At 64.1% G+C, this 14768-nt stretch carries 13 protein-coding genes; 5 read left to right on the top strand and 8 right to left on the bottom strand.

Annotated elements, in window-relative coordinates; all coding sequences use genetic code 11:
• The first annotated feature begins 32 nt into the window (after positions 1 to 32).
• Both A5686_RS03515 and A5686_RS03520 read left to right on the top strand, forming a co-directional pair.
• On the top strand, positions 33 to 1238 hold the full coding sequence (locus A5686_RS03515) for a cytochrome P450 (protein ID WP_067931121.1): 1206 nt from the start codon (positions 33 to 35) through the stop codon (positions 1236 to 1238).
• Positions 1239 to 1249: 11 nt separating this feature from the next.
• A complete protein-coding gene (locus A5686_RS03520; protein WP_067931124.1) occupies positions 1250 to 2470 on the top strand; it encodes a CaiB/BaiF CoA-transferase family protein in 1221 nt (406 codons plus the stop codon).
• 17 nt (positions 2471 to 2487) lie between these two features.
• Here the strand turns inward: A5686_RS03520 and A5686_RS03525 are convergent, their stop codons facing one another.
• The 8 genes from A5686_RS03525 to A5686_RS03560 form a co-directional block, all read right to left on the bottom strand.
• Positions 2488 to 3702: a cytochrome P450 gene (locus A5686_RS03525; protein ID WP_067931127.1), complete on the bottom strand. Its 1215-nt coding sequence runs from the start codon at positions 3700 to 3702 to the stop codon at positions 2488 to 2490.
• A 72-nt stretch (positions 3703 to 3774) separates the two neighbouring features.
• Entirely contained in the window at positions 3775 to 4893 is a 1119-nt protein-coding gene (locus A5686_RS03530) for a thiolase family protein (protein WP_067931130.1), read from the bottom strand.
• Complete coding sequence (locus A5686_RS03535) at positions 4890 to 5120, bottom strand: hypothetical protein (protein ID WP_067931133.1); 231 nt, start codon at positions 5118 to 5120, stop codon at positions 4890 to 4892. The genes A5686_RS03530 and A5686_RS03535 overlap by 4 nt, the downstream gene beginning before the upstream one ends.
• Complete coding sequence (locus A5686_RS03540) at positions 5110 to 7251, bottom strand: CoA transferase (protein ID WP_231986273.1); 2142 nt, start codon at positions 7249 to 7251, stop codon at positions 5110 to 5112. The genes A5686_RS03535 and A5686_RS03540 overlap by 11 nt, the downstream gene beginning before the upstream one ends.
• Positions 7248 to 8336: an acyl-CoA dehydrogenase family protein gene (locus A5686_RS03545; RefSeq protein WP_067931135.1), complete on the bottom strand. Its 1089-nt coding sequence runs from the start codon at positions 8334 to 8336 to the stop codon at positions 7248 to 7250. Before A5686_RS03545 ends, A5686_RS03540 begins: the two co-directional genes overlap by 4 nt.
• A complete protein-coding gene (locus tag A5686_RS03550; RefSeq protein WP_067931138.1) occupies positions 8326 to 9519 on the bottom strand; it encodes an acyl-CoA dehydrogenase family protein in 1194 nt (397 codons plus the stop codon). Before A5686_RS03550 ends, A5686_RS03545 begins: the two co-directional genes overlap by 11 nt.
• Positions 9516 to 10826: an amidohydrolase family protein gene (locus tag A5686_RS03555; RefSeq protein WP_231986274.1), complete on the bottom strand. Its 1311-nt coding sequence runs from the start codon at positions 10824 to 10826 to the stop codon at positions 9516 to 9518. The genes A5686_RS03550 and A5686_RS03555 overlap by 4 nt, the downstream gene beginning before the upstream one ends.
• Before the next feature lie 42 nt (positions 10827 to 10868).
• Positions 10869 to 11300: an SRPBCC family protein gene (locus A5686_RS03560; protein ID WP_067931141.1), complete on the bottom strand. Its 432-nt coding sequence runs from the start codon at positions 11298 to 11300 to the stop codon at positions 10869 to 10871.
• 79 nt (positions 11301 to 11379) lie between these two features.
• Here A5686_RS03560 and A5686_RS03565 point away from each other — a divergent pair, with 79 nt between their 5' ends.
• From A5686_RS03565 to A5686_RS03575, 3 genes are all read left to right on the top strand, one after another.
• Entirely contained in the window at positions 11380 to 12276 is an 897-nt protein-coding gene (locus A5686_RS03565; protein WP_067931144.1) for an enoyl-CoA hydratase/isomerase family protein, read from the top strand.
• Positions 12277 to 12356: 80 nt separating this feature from the next.
• The gene (locus A5686_RS03570) at positions 12357 to 13262 is read left to right on the top strand and encodes an SDR family NAD(P)-dependent oxidoreductase (RefSeq protein WP_067931147.1); all 906 of its coding nucleotides are present in this window, start codon (positions 12357 to 12359) and stop codon (positions 13260 to 13262) included.
• Between the two features lie 16 nt (positions 13263 to 13278).
• Entirely contained in the window at positions 13279 to 14667 is a 1389-nt protein-coding gene (locus A5686_RS03575) for an SRPBCC family protein (protein WP_067931279.1), read from the top strand.
• Positions 14668 to 14768 lie beyond the last annotated feature (101 nt).

The raw sequence follows: 14768 nt of genomic DNA on the forward strand, positions 1-14768 counted from the left end.
AGATTGACACTTAATGTTCTATTGTTCACTTTATGGTGACGATCGCAGCCGCCCGGTTCGACGAGCCGGCGTTCTACCTCGGCGACCCGAACGCGACATTTGCGCAGTTGCGCGAAGCCGATCCCGTGCACTGGTACGAGGAGGGCAAGTTTTGGGTTATTACCAAATATGAAGACATCAAGGGCATCTCGGCTCGTCCGGAGAAGTTCAAGTCCGAGCGTATCGGCATAATGATGGATCTGATCGCGCACCGGGAGGGCCGCGACCCACAGGGATACCAGGGCCGCGGCATCATGTTCATGGATCCCCCGGAACACCGTGAGCACCGCAAGGCCATCGGCGTCCGTTTCACGCCGGCGGCGGTCGCCAAGATGGAAGCGCGGGTGCGCCAAGTCGTCAACGACGTCCTCGACGGCCTGCCGGATGGTGAGTTCGACTGGATCCAGCGGATCGCCGAGCCCATTCCCGTCTATGTTTTCGCCTACCTACTCGGAGTACCTGAGGAGGATTGGCCCAGGGTCGCAGGTTGGGCGACCACAATCGCGAACGTGGGCAGCGGGGTGGCCAGTGACGATGACCTCGCGTTCATTTTCGAACACATCGGCCCGTACCTGCTGGGTCTGGTCGCCGAACGTAAGGACAATCCACGAGACGATCTGCTCACCTTGTTGTCGGAGGTGAGGGTCAACGGAGAACCTTTCAACGAGACCCAGGTGATGATCTACGCGCTGACCCTGCTGGCGGCGGGCAGCGAAACCACGCAGAGCCTGATCGCGGGAATCGCAGACTGCCTCGACGGGCATCCCGACCAAGCGGAGAAGTTGTTCGCAGACCCAAGCCTGAGCGCCAACGCGGTCGAGGAGGTCCTGCGGTACTGGACGCCGGTGATGAGCATGGCCCGCCAGGCCGCCAACGATGTGAACCTGCGCGGCGCGACCGTAAGGAAAGGCGACGGCGTGTTGCTGGCGTATGCATCGGCCAATCGCGACCAGGACCATTGGGGACCGACCGCCGAGCAGTTCGACATCACCCGCGACGACGCCGCAAGTCACCTCGGATTCGGTGTGGGTGAACATTTCTGCATGGGCGCCGCGCTCGCCCGACGAGAGGCGCGCCTCTTGCTGGACGAAATCGTTAAGCGCGCCACCGGCATTCACGTGGTCGGCGAGCGGGTGCCGCGGGCGTCCGCGCTAGTGCATACCCACGATCGCTTGCCGGTCGTGCTGAACTACCGCTGAGAGGCGCATCCATGAGCGGACCGATGGACGGCGTGCGCGTCCTGGAGGTCGCGCAGTGGACGTTCGTTCCTGCGGCGGGTGCTGTGCTGGCCGACTGGGGTGCCGATGTGTTGAAGGTTGAGCACCCTCGCACCGGCGACTCGCAGCGCGGGCTGCGTCAGCTCGGCAACATCACCGTCGAAGGCCGGCGTAATCCCGTGATGGAGCATGCCAACCGGGGCAAGCGGTCGATCGCGCTCGATGTTTCGACGCCCGATGGCCATGAGCTGCTGATGGACCTCGCGCGGACCAGCGACGTGTTCCTCACCAACTTCCTGCCCGACGCCCGCAAGAAGCTCAAGATCGACGTCGACGACGTGCGGGAGGTCAGCCCGAAGATCATCTATGCCCGCGGCAGCGCCTATGGCCCGCTCGGCGACGATGGCGCCAAGGGCGGCTACGACATGACGGGCTTCTGGTGTCGTGCGGCGGGGGCTGCCAGCACCACTCCGGGTGACCTGGACGGAGTAATCGCGCAACCAGGCCCCGCGTACGGCGATTCACTTGGCGGCATGACGATCGCTGGTGGCATCGCCGCAGCGCTATTCGAGCGCGAACGGACCGGCGTGGCACGCACAGTGGACATCTCGCTGCTTGGTGTCGGAGTATGGGCAATGGGCGTGGCCGTCAACGCCGCCCTGGTCAGCGGCGAGCCGTGGGTGGCTAATCCGACCGGTGCCAACGTAGCGCCGCACAATCCACTCACCGGTTTCTACCGGACCAGTGACAATCGATTCCTGGGACTGTCTATGCTGCAGGCGTTTCGGTACTTCCCAGAATTCTGCGCACGTGTGGGAGTTCCTGAACTTGCCGCCGATGAGCGATTCGCCAGCCATGAGCTGCTCACCGAGAACGCCCACGAGGCAACCGACGTGCTGCGTGTCGCCATCGCGACACACCCTCTTGAACACTGGCGCAAAGTGCTCGCGGACTTCGACGGCCAGTGGGCCCCGGTCCTCAACACGGCCGAGGTGGCGACTGACCCGCAGGTACGCGCCAATGGCGGCATCGTCACAATCGATCGCGACGGCGAGTCTTTCGACTTGGTGGCCAGTCCAGTGCTGTTCGACGAGACGCCTTTGCGTCTCGGTCCATCACCGGAGTTCGCCGAACACACCGAGGAGTTGATCCTCGAACTCGGTGACGATTGGGACCGGATCATCGCGCTCAAGGACAGCGGCGCCATCGGCTGACGGACCACCCGCACGGCTTATCGGGCGGCCAACTCGAGACGGTTCAAGCGCCGAACCAGAATGCTGGGCAACCACTCCCCAACGTCGGCCGCCTCGATCCAGCTGGTGCGCGCCAGCAGCATCCGGAAGACGATCTGAGCCTCCAATCGCGCCAGTGCGGCCCCCACGCAGAAGTGCACCCCCTTGCCGAAGGTCAGGTGCCCTTTGGGGTTACCGCGGTCGAGGCGGAATTCGTTCGGCGCATCGAAGTGGGCTGGATCGCGATTAGCCGCTCCCCACATCAGCAGCAGATGAGAGCCGGCGGCTACCTCGACTCCGCCAAGCGTGGTGTCGCGCATGACGTGTCGGTAGTGGCCACGAAACGGCGCCTCGCAGCGCAGTGCCTCTTCGATGAAGGCGCCCAGGGATTCGGGGTTGTCACGAAGCCGCTTTTGGACCTCGGGTCGGTCGGTCAGAATCCACGCCGCGCTTCCCAGAAGTGATGCCGTCGACTCACCGGCGGCGCTGAATAGGGTCAGCATTATCCGGAGAGCTGGAGCTTGCTCAAGTTCTCCGGACGAACAGCGTGCGGCCAGGTCACTGATCAGACCGTGGTCGGAGTTCTCGGCTGCCTTTTCGAAGTGCTCCATCACGTACGTGGACAGTTCGGCTGCCCCAGCCCAGGCGGACTCGAGCTGTGCCGGCGTGACAATCCCGTCGAGCAACGTCGTGGTGGCGTAGCCGAGGCGGATGAGGTCGTCGACGTCGTCGTCGGGCAGGCCCAGCAACCTGGCCACCACCATCATCGGAAGCCGGTTGGCCACAGCGCTCATCCATTCAATCTGACCGCCGCGCAGATGCTCGTCCCACAACTGATCGGCGGTATCGGCGGCGAACTCCTCGATGATGCGGACGCGCTTGGCGGACAAGTGCGGTAACAAGATTTTGCGGTGCATCGCGTGCACCGGATCATCCGCGGTGGCCAACACGTGAGATTGATCCCCAGGCGCACCCAGCTCAAACGGGGTGACTGTCCCGTCGTCGTGATAGACCATCGTGGCCGTGAGGTTCGAAGAAAAATCGTCGACCCGTTCGACGGCCTCCATCACGGCATCCCAACCGCACACGGCGTAGAACGCCGAATTTCCGATGCGATGCACCGGCGCCACAGCACGCATCTGGTCATACAACGGATAGGGGTCCTGTACCGCGTCCGCGCCGAAGAACTGGATCGGATTATCAAGAACCGTCATGGATTGACCTCGCTACAACATTGAAGCCGGCCCGCTGCGCCAGCACCGCGGCCCCGAACCCATGCCCAGGATTCACCGGCCCAGCACGGCGACGACGCAGGACCCGCCACCGCCCATCGCCTGCGCCAGCCCGATCCGAGGATTGGGGACTTGCCGCGAATCCGCTTCGCCGCGAAGCTGACTGACAATCTCAGCTGCCTGCGCCAATCCGGTTGCGCCGAAGGCGTGACCACGGGCGAGGCAACCACCGTCGGTGTTCGTTGGTAAGCGGCCGCCTGACGCCAGGCTACCTGATTGGGCGAGGTCAGCCACTTCCTTGACGTCGGCCAGGCCCATCGCGATGAGTGCGGTGATCTCCTCGCTGGCGCACATGTCGTGCAGGGAGACAATCCCGATATCAGATGGGACGACCTGCGCAGCGTCGAAGGCCCGCTGAGCGGTCAGCGTGATCTGTGACGGAGGGCCAACGCATGGGCCCTTGGCGGGCCAAGTCGGGTCCTGCGGCCAGCTCGTCTGCTCGATCGAGTTGACCGCCACCGATCGCGGTCGGTCTTCGCCCGTCACCACGATCGCGGCTCCGCCGTCGACCGAGGCGTGACACATCATCTTCGTCAGCGGCTCGGCGACCATGCGGGCAGACATCACCTGCTCGACGGTCACCTCGTCGTCGGTTCGGCGCGCCGCCAACGGATTCAGCCGTGCTTGGTTGTACGACTTGGCTGCGACCGCACCGATTGCCTCCGGACCGCAATGTGCCTCGTAGAGCCACCGGTTAGCCTCGATAGCGTAGTGAACCTGCGGCGGGAAGCGGTCCCAGAAATCGACCGCAGCCGGTACCACCCCGCCGGGTTCGAGAGCCGTCGTCTTCTCGTAGCCGATCGCCAGAGCCGTGCGGCAACGGCCCGACGCGACCGCCCAGACGGCGTGCCGCAACGCGACCATGCCTCCGGCTGAGGCGCTTTCGATGGCGGTCACGGGAACTCCGGTGCGGCCCAGACGATGCGCCACCTTCAACCCTGTCTGGGGCGGCGCCATCGAACTGGAAGTGAAGACCTCGCCGACGGCCTCGTAGTCGAGACCCGCATCTCCAAGCGCTATCTCGGCGGCCGTGACACCGAGATCCGCCAGCGCAGTATCACCGTACTTGCCGAATGGGGTGATGCCGACTCCGGCAATGCGTACACCGGTCACGTCGGATCCCCTTCGAACACCACAGTTGCGATGTCACCCAAGGTCTTTTCGACGACACGACCGACTGTGCCCGGTTCCGGCCTCGGCCCCAATACCAGCACCTGAAGCCGCCCGTCGGGGGTGTCCACCCATGCGACGCTGTAGCCGTCCTGGCCATAACCGGGGATCGGCGATTTCGCCGGTACGAAGGTCGAGGCCCACACCGTCGCGGTCGGGTCACCGGGCATTGGTCATCCTTTCGTGACGAGCGTTTGCATTGCCCAGCGCCGGCGGCGGCGCCAGCGGAATAGCGCCCAGGCCCGCGAATCGCCATGGCAGCCCGACCAATCGGGCGGTACCGATTTCGGGGTCGGGATGAGTGATTTCGGGGAAGAATCCGCGGGCCCTCAGATGCTCGTCGGTCACCAGTTCCTCGGCGCGCCGCACCGGTTGGGCGCGCACCCCCGCGGCGCTCAAGCGCGCGGCCACGTCCTCAGCCGACGCAGCCGCGATTAACGCTGCCAGTTGCTCGGTTACCACGCCGTGCGGCGAATCCTCCTGCGCTTTGAGTAAGCCGGCTAAACACGCCCAGTCACTGGGTTCAACGAGTTCAACAGCTACCCAACGGCCATCGCGGCTTCGGTACACCCCGCGGTGCGAGGCCGCCGCGTTGGCGTTCACCGGCCCTTCGGCGACCGAGGCCGCAGCGACGAACTCGGCCACCGTCGACGCGACCACCTCGGCCATGGACAGGTCAATCACCGCTCCGATATCGCGGGCGGGCCCGATGGCCCACGCGGCTATCACCGTGGCGGCCACCACCGAGGACAGCGGGTCGGCGAGGACCGTACCGAGCCGCGCGGGTGACCCGTCGGAGCCGATGGTCAGCCCGGCCAGACCCCCGTAGGACTGAACATTGTTGGCGTACACCCGGTATCCCGCCATGGGGCCTGTCGACCCGAACCCCGACACCCGAACCGCGAGTCGGCCCGAGCCGGTGACCGCAGAAGGATCCACATCCAGCCGGGTCAGTCGGGACGCGCCGACGTTCTCGATAAGCACGTCGGAGTCCGCCACCGCTGCGGCGACATCCTGCACCGCTCGGCCAGGCTCGATCAGAACGCTCCGCTTGGAATGGTTGGCCACCGCGAAATAGGCACCGCGCTCGACGCCTGGTTGGCCTCCGGCGAAGGGGCCGATGCGTCGATAAATGTCGAGTCGCTCCGGATCTTCCAGCCTCACCACCCGCGCTCCCATGGCGCCGAGTAGTGCGCCGATGATCGGTCCGGCCAACACGTGGGTCAGTTCGACGATCTTCAGGTCGGTCAAGCGACCGGTACGTCGGTGATCGGATTGCCCACCCGTGTGCACCAGCCATGGCGGGTCCAACACGGACACTGCCACACCGCAAAGTTCCATCGTCGAAATCGCTCTGCGAGAGGCGAATTGGGGCGAGGTCAGGATTTCCGCGGGAGTATTGACCGGTGTCGACGGCACACCGTTGGCCTGGAGCAGCGCTGCGCACGCTTCTTTGTCATGCGTCGCCGCCCACGCACTGACATGTTCATTGATCAGGTCGGCGTGGTCGATCCGGGCGTCTCGTTCGTCGAGCCCCTCGGCCCACGCCGGATGGCCCAGTGCGGCAAGCAGACCCTGCCACTGGTGGTTTTCCACCGCGGTGATGCGAACCATCCCATCGCGGCACCCGAACAAACCCGACGGCGCAACATAGCGCCCGCTGCCCGCCTTGCCCGGGCACGCGTAGAGCACATGAGCGCACTCTGGCAGAGCCGCGGTGAACGCCACTGCCTCCTGGACTGATACGTCGACGAATACCGACGTGTGCGTAGAGTTGCTCTGATCGAGGCCGTGCAACGCTGCCAACGCCACGGCCGCGCCCGCCGCCTTCAGCGCGACATAGCCCGGGGCGGGCACCGGCGCTCCATCCGCTCCCTCGATCGTGGCGAGCAGCCCGCCGGCAGCCTGGGCGACCAGTTCACCCCCCAGCTGCGACGACCGCGGTCCGTCGAGTCCGAAGGGGCTGACAGTCACCACAACGGCGTTGTCGGCCATAGGTGGGTCCACGGCGGCGTTGTGGTCCACGATCACGATGTCGTGTTCATTGATCAGTGCCGACAGGTCCGGTGGCGATCCGACGATCCGCTTGCCGCGATCGAGGGTCAAGTCGACGGCCGCGACGGGCCCCGCTGGGGTGCTGAACACGGGCCCGACCCGGCCGGTCGTTTTTGCCCCGGACACCTTTGTGACGGCAGCACCGAGGCTAGCCAGCAGGGCCGTAGCAGCCGAACCGGCTATCCCGTCGCCGATTTCGAGGATGTTGATTCCTGATAGGAAAGAAATTTGATCGGTAGCGTTCACATTCCACGCTCCTCGTTGGCGGCGGAGCGATGCCGGCCGGTGAGCCAGCGCGTCACCGCGTCGCGGTGATGCGCGCGTCCTCCGAGCCCCGCCGCAACACTCGCCGCGCGGCGAAGGTGAACGTGGGCGTGGTGCTCCCAGGTGTAGCCGATGCCGCCGAACACCTGGGTCGCGCCCTCAGGGACGGCGCGCAGCGAGTCGATACCCCAATATGCGGCAAGCGATGCCAGCGCCGCAGCGTCGGGATGCCCCTGCTGGCACGCGTCGGCGGCGCGGTTGACAAGGGCCCGTCCGACTTCGATCGCGCACCGCTGGTCGACGAGGCGGTGCTTGACCGCCTGGAATGCACCAATTGGGTGGCCAAACGCGGTGCGCTGCTTGGCGTATTCGACCGCGGATTCATTGGCGGCCGAGGCGATGCCGACCAGTTCGGCTACCTGGGCGACCCGTGCACGCATTGTCGCGCCGCGATGGCGGACCTCGGCTGGCTCACCCGACTCGATGACCTCAATCGGTGCTTCCTGCATGGAGATTCGGGCAGCAGGATTGTGATCCAGTGGAGTGACCGCCTCACATGTCACGCCTGCGCCGGTCGGATCGATCACACCCAGAACAGCCTCGTCGTTGGTGCCAGCACAGACCAGGAGCCTGGTCGCAACCGCAGCGAAGGGCACAAGCGGCCATACTCCGGAGATGTTGCCGGCGCCGGTGAGTTCCCCGCGCTCGGGTAGCACCAGGCTGATGCCGTCCGCGCACCGATCCTCGCACCAGCCTGCGGCAGCCGCTATGCCCAGCGGGACCGGGGCCGCCGCCGCGCCTGCCGCCTCGGCCAGCACGCACAACTCGCGAAGACCCTCGCCTCCCCCGCCGCCCGCATCGCTCACCAAGACATCGGGCCATCCCAACTCGGCGATGGTCTGCCACAACGTCGGGTCGAAGACCGGCCCAGGGCCGTCGAGCAGGCTGCGGAATGCGTGCGGCGACCATGCCCGCCGCAGGATATCGTCGGCCGATTCGCGCAGCCGTGCGAGTTCTTCTGCAGTGTCAGCCATCTCGGTCAACGACGACAGGGAATTAGGGGTCACGGGGCAGCCCCAACAGCTTCTCACCGATCACGTTGCGCTGGATTTCCGATGTACCCGCACCGAAGGTCGCGGCGCGCATCAACAAGTAGCTCTGAGCGACATTGCCGTTCTTGCTCGCCCCCACCGAGCCGCGCTCCCGCGCGCCGGCGGGGCCGGCGAGGTCCAACCCGAAGTTCGCCATCGCCTGGTCGACCTCCGAGGTGAGCAACTTGGCCACCGACGCCTCCGGGCCCGGGCTGACACCGCGGACGCCCGCGGCGGTCGCCTGCGCCGAAATCTGCCTCAGCGCCTCCACCTGTGCCGCGAACCCGGCGATCCGATCGGCTACATAGCTGTCGCTGAAGCCGTTGCGAGTCAGCGCATTCTCTTCCTGTGCCATCCTGACCAGGATCGCGAGTCGCCGCTCGATGCGATGCGTGCGACTCTGGCCAACACGCTCGAAGCCCAGCGTGGACTTGGCCACCGTCCAGCCGCCGTGCAATGGCCCGAGAACATTGATGAGCGGCACACGCACCGAATCGAAGAACACCTCGTTGAACTCCGCCTGCCCGGTGATCTGCCGTATCGGGCGCACCTCGATTCCGGGGGTTCCTAACGGCACAAGGATGTAACTGATTCCATGGTGCTTATCCGCTGTCACATCGGTACGCGCCAGTATGTAGATCCAGTCCGCGTACTGGGCCTTCGACGTCCAGATCTTCTGACCGGTGATCACCAATTTGTCACCGTCGATATCGGCTTTCGTCTTCAGCGCAGCCAAGTCGCTGCCTGCCTCGGGCTCACTGAAGCCCTGACACCACACCTCTTCCCCAGACAGAATCTTGGGCAGATATCGTGCGCGCTGCTGGTCGTTGCCCCACTGAATGATGGTGGGCCCCAACTGATTGACGGCGCTGCGATTAATGGGCTCGGGCGCGTGGGCTGCAGCCAACTCCGCGTTGAAGATCAGCTGCTGCACCGGTGTGGCGGCGCGGCCGCCGAACTGCACAGGCCAAGAGATCGCGGCCAGACCCGCGTCGTGAAGCCGTCTCTGCCACAACCGCATTCGGTCCAGGCGGTCGGTCTCGTTATCGCCGGGGCCCCGCACGTCAGACGTCAGCGCTGATGCGAGAAAAGCGCGGACCTCATCGCGGAACTCGCGATCAGCGTCGGCGAGGATAACGCCATAGTCTGGCTCGGTCACGCTCCACCGCGAAGGATCGAGGCCATCCGCACCTTCATGTCCCCGTACGTGATCGCCGTGGCACCTGCCTTCGGCGCGCGGCCAGCGTCGACCTTCGGGGCGGACAGATCCAAGCCGGCGATCTTCCCACGCAATGCCGCAACGGTGCAGTTCGCCCTTTCGAGCCGTTCAACGCCCGTGTAGCCGAAAGCACGGGCGGCGTTTTTCCACGTGATCGCTTCGACCTCCTCAGCGCTGCAGCCCTCCAGTTGGGTAGCGAGCTGCTCGGGTGCGTCGGGCCAGCTGCTGTCCGAGTGCGGGTAGTCCATCTCCCAACAGATGGTTTCCACCCCGATGCGGTCGCGCATCTCGATGCCCACACGGTCACGGATGAAACATGACATGAAGTTGCGCCGGAACACGTCGGTGGGGCTCAGTCCATCACCGAGGTCGTCTCCGGTCCACGCCCGCTGGCGGGAATAGATGTCCTCGAATCGCTCTAACAGGAACGGGATCCAGCCGATCCCGCCCTCAGATAGGGAGAACTTGATAGTTGGAAACTTCGTCAGGACCGGCGAGAACAGCAGATCGGCCGTGAACCGCTGGGTGTCAAGCGGGATCATCGCGTTGTACGCGAGGTAGGTGGTGAGGTCGGACGGCACGGGCATGCCGCCACCCGTGCCGATGTGGATGTTCACCACGCTGTTCTCTTCGCACAGCGCCTCCCACAGCGGGTCCCAGTGCGGGTCCTGCCACGGCGGCTGGCCGTAGTTGCCGATGTGCTGTGGCGCCGTCACCGCGCGGCAGCCCAGCCCCGCCAGCCGGTGCACCTCGGCTGCGGCCAGCACCGGATCCCACAGCGGCAGAATGCCCATCGGGATGAACCGGTCGGGATGACGGCCGCACCAGTCCTCGATGTGCCAATCGTTGTAGGCGCGCACCATCACCTCGGAGACCTCACGGTCACCCCGGTAGGTAAACAGCGCGCCGGAGATGGTGGGAAAAGATGGAAAACACAGCGAAGCCAACACGCCGGACGCGTTCATGTCGTTCACGCGCGCGTCGACGTCGTAACAACCTGCCCGCATGTCGCTGAATCGGGAGGGCTCAAATCCCCACTCGTCATTGGGCCGGCCCGCCACCGCGTTGAGTCCGATGTTGGGTAGCTGCAGACCGTCATACTCCCAAAAACACACGCCGTCGGCGTCCTCGACAATGCGCGGAGCGTCGTCGGCGAAACGGCGTGGCACCCGCCCAGAGAACATATCGGGCGGTTCGACGGTGTGGTCGTCCACGCTGATCAGCACCAGATCGAGAGGATCAATCACCTGATGCATTTTAGACTAATTAACAGATTATGTCTAAGTGTTCTATCCGGGCCGACGCTCAGTGGCGAAGTCCTGCACCCAGCCCGCCATCAAGCCGTAAACGGCCTCCATGGCTTCGCGCGCGGCGGCGTCGTCACCAATCGGCTCATAGTCGATGTCCCAGACCACGATCGATTCCCCAACGGCATCCGCGCTTTCGGAGACGGTATTGACCGCCACAAATCGGCTGACCGGCATCGGATTGTTGGCGATCTCGTAAGATAGCGCGCGCTGGTCCGGCTTGATCCAGATGAGTGTCTCGATTACCGGCTTCTCACTGGTTGCGGCGATGAACCGTCGCATGCCTGGTCCTTCGCCCTCGACCCGGACATCACTGGGCCCGGGGATCCAATCGACGTTGCCGAAGTCAGCCAGGACTGCCCAAACTGCGTCCGGCGGTGCTGCGAGCTGCTTGGTGACCGTAAACGATGGCATTCGCTGAAGGTACCACCACCATGTAACAGTTGATCGACTACTGTTTTTATGTACTGCCGCGTGTGCGAAGGAGGGTGACATGAGCGCCGACGCCACCGCCGAAGGCGAATACGAGGTCGATGACGACTGGGTCCGTTATGAAGTCGTCGAACCGCACATCGCCCAGATCACCATCAACCGGCCGGACCGGCGCAACGCAATCCTGTCGCCCGACATGCACAACCTGTTCAAGGAGCGGCTGACCCGTGCCGAAGACGATGATGCGGTCAAAGTCGTCATCCTCCTGGCCGAGGGCAAGGACTTCTGCAGCGGCGACGATGTGCGCCGGCTCCCGGTGGAGCAAGCAGGGCTGACCAAGGGGAAGCGGTTGCCACAGACTGCACGCCTAGGCAATGCTCGACGACTACACCGGCACCTGACCAACTGGCTGGAGTTTCCCAAGACCGTGATCGCGGCCTGCCAAGGCGCCACGCTGGGCGCCGGAATGAATCTCGCTCTAGCCGCTGACATCCTGGTTGTTTCCGACGACATGTATCTCGCCCGCCCGCAGGCGCGCATCGGGTTCGCAGGATTTTCCACAGCTATGCCGTTGGCGCTGCTCAAGTTAGGACCTAATCGCGGCTACGAGGCAATGATCACCGGCCGCAAGGTGACGGCAGCTGAGCTGCGCGAATGGGGCGTGGCCGCGTCAGTGGTGCCCGCCGTGTCGTTACGCCACGAAGCCATGCGGTACGCCCACGCGATAGCCCACCACTCAGCCGACGGGTTGATGGTGGGAAAGCACGCGCTGATCGCGTTCTGGCACGCAGTCGGAATGGCACAGTTCGGCGATTGGGTTCCGATGGGCCACACCGTGTTCAGCAACCTGTCCTGGCGTGATGATGAGTTCAACTTCATGAAGGAACGCAGTTCTCGCGGCGGCCGGGAGGCCATGGCCGAGCTCGAGCGCCGCTATTCCGAGTGGGGATTCGAATAGTTTCATTGATGCGACACCTATACAGATCTTGTATGTGTGTTCTGTATGCTGAAGCAAACGGCACGGGGAGCTGAATGACGATGGGTGTGCTTGACGGACGTACTGCACTGGTAACCGGCGCGGGACGGGGAATTGGGGCTGCGGTCGCCGAGGGCCTGGCAGCCGAGGGCGCAACGGTCCTGGTGTCGGATGCCGGAGTCGGCGTCGACGGGACCGGCCATGACGCGAGCCCGGCCGAAAGTGTGGCCGCGGCGATCACGAGCCGGGGCGGCAAGGCTTTCCCCGATACCACCGACATCACCGACTTCGCTGCGTGCGCGGATCTCATCGACCGCGCCGCCGAAACGCTCGGCGGCTTGGATGTCGTCGTGAACGCCGCGGGAATCCTGCGTGACGGCATGGTATTCAAGATGAGCGAGCAGGACTGGGACGCAGTGGTCTCCGTGCACCTCAAAGGTACGTTCAACGTCACCCGGCACGCTGCGGCATGGTGGCGCGCCAACCGAGGCGGGCAGTACCGACTGATCACGTTCACGTCGATGTCGGGACTGCAGGGCGCCCCCAGCCAGCCCAACTACGCTGCCGCCAAGATGGGCATAGTTGGCCTGACATTCTCGTGTGCCAACGCATTACGCAACTATGGGGTGCGGTGCAATGCAATCGCGCCGATCGCCGGAACCCGCATGACCCAGGGCATCAAGGGTGGTGGGAGCATGGATTACTCGGACTCCAACATTCGCCTTTCGCCCAAGAACTGCGTGCCGCCTGTGGTGTATCTGGCTAGCGCGCAGTCTGATTGGCTTAACCGGCGAGTCATCTTCGCCGGCAACGGCCGCATCAGCTTGATGTCCAACCCGGTCGTCGAACGCGAAATCGTGTCGACCTCGGGAACCTGGGATATCCCGACTGCTTTCGCCGAGATCGAGACGTCGTTCAAGGAAGCCGTCCTGTATCCCAACATCTTCGACAAGCCACCCGCCAGCTGAGACGGAGAGGGTGATCATGACCGAGCTTGCCACCGAGCGGGTGCCCAAAAAGTACGCCTGCGGTGAGACGTTCGTGCCGAAGAGCAGGTATGTTGATGCGGAGTTCCTGCAGCTCGAGTTGGATCGATTGTTCACCCAGGTTTGGCAGCCTGCGTGTCGCGAAGAGGAAATCCCCTCCCCCGGTTGTTATTACGAGTACACGATCGGGCGGCAATCTATCGCCGTGGTGCGCCAGAAGGACGGCGGGATCAAGGCGTTTCACAACGCTTGTGCGCACCGTGGGATGAAAATTGTGCAAGGCAGCGGATGTTCGCAGGACAAGGAGTTGCGCTGTGGTTTTCACGGCTGGCGTTATGGCTTAGACGGACGGTCATCGTTCGTTCCTTGCCGTGACGAATTCGCCTCCCGCCCACGGGAGAAATGGGGCCTAAGCCCCGTCGCCGTTGACACTTGGGGCGGTTGGGTGTTCATCAGCATGTCGAAAAGCCCGCCGGATCTGTTCGAATGGCTGGACCCGCTGCCGACCGCGCTGGCGCCATTCCGCTTGCAGGACATGCGCTACCGCTGGCGCAAGCGTACCGTTTTGCCCGCCAACTGGAAGACGGTTGTCGACGCATTCATCGAGGGCTACCACACTCCTGGCACCCACCCGCAAACGATGCGATCTGCAGAGGGCCCGCGGCCATCGGCGACGCCCGCCGCGCCGCAGGAGTACGTCTACGCTCCGTACACGCCAACAATCACATACAAAAACCACTCCCGGTTCGTGTACACCCAGCGTCCCGAACACGCCAGCCGCGACAGCGCTCGTCAGGAACTGGCGGCGCGACCGGAAGTATTCGCAAATTCGATGCAATACCAATATTTAGAGGTCGGCTCGCTGGTCACCGAACGCGACTACCGTGCCGCGCAAAAACTGGCGACCCAGGACCCCAGTGACGTCCCGCCGTTCGTGCTCTATCACCAGCTGTGTGAGGAACTCGCACGCGCGGAAGGCGTCGACTTTCCGCAGATGTCGATGGAGCAGTATTTCGCGGGCAACGGCGACTGGCATGTGTTTCCCACGATGGTCATCCTGGTCGAAAAATCGTGCCTGCTCGGATACCGCATGCTGCCCGATGCCGAAGATCCGAATCGGTGCACGTTCGAAATGTTCTCGTTGGAGCATTTCGCGCCCGGAGAGGTTCCGCAAACACAGTGGCAAGTGTTCGAGCGATGGCAGGATCACGACGCCTGGGGCGAGTTGCCGTCGCAGGACTTGAAGAACATCGGAGCCATCCACGCCGGCATGCATTCGGCGGGCTTCGACGGGCTATGGCTTAACACCGCTCAGGAAATGTCGATCCGGAACGAGCACGCGATCGCCGACAGATACCTGTTCGGCTTGGGCGACGCCGACCAGTGAAGGCACGGAACCTGGCCAATTGTGGTGTCCCTCTGACCTACTCGATGCGAACCAGACGAGCCTCAACTTCGTTGGGACACTTTGCGACAGCGAGGTGCGTC

This window comes from Mycobacterium sp. E2479 (genome assembly GCF_001667925.1).
Classification (GTDB): domain Bacteria; phylum Actinomycetota; class Actinomycetes; order Mycobacteriales; family Mycobacteriaceae; genus Mycobacterium.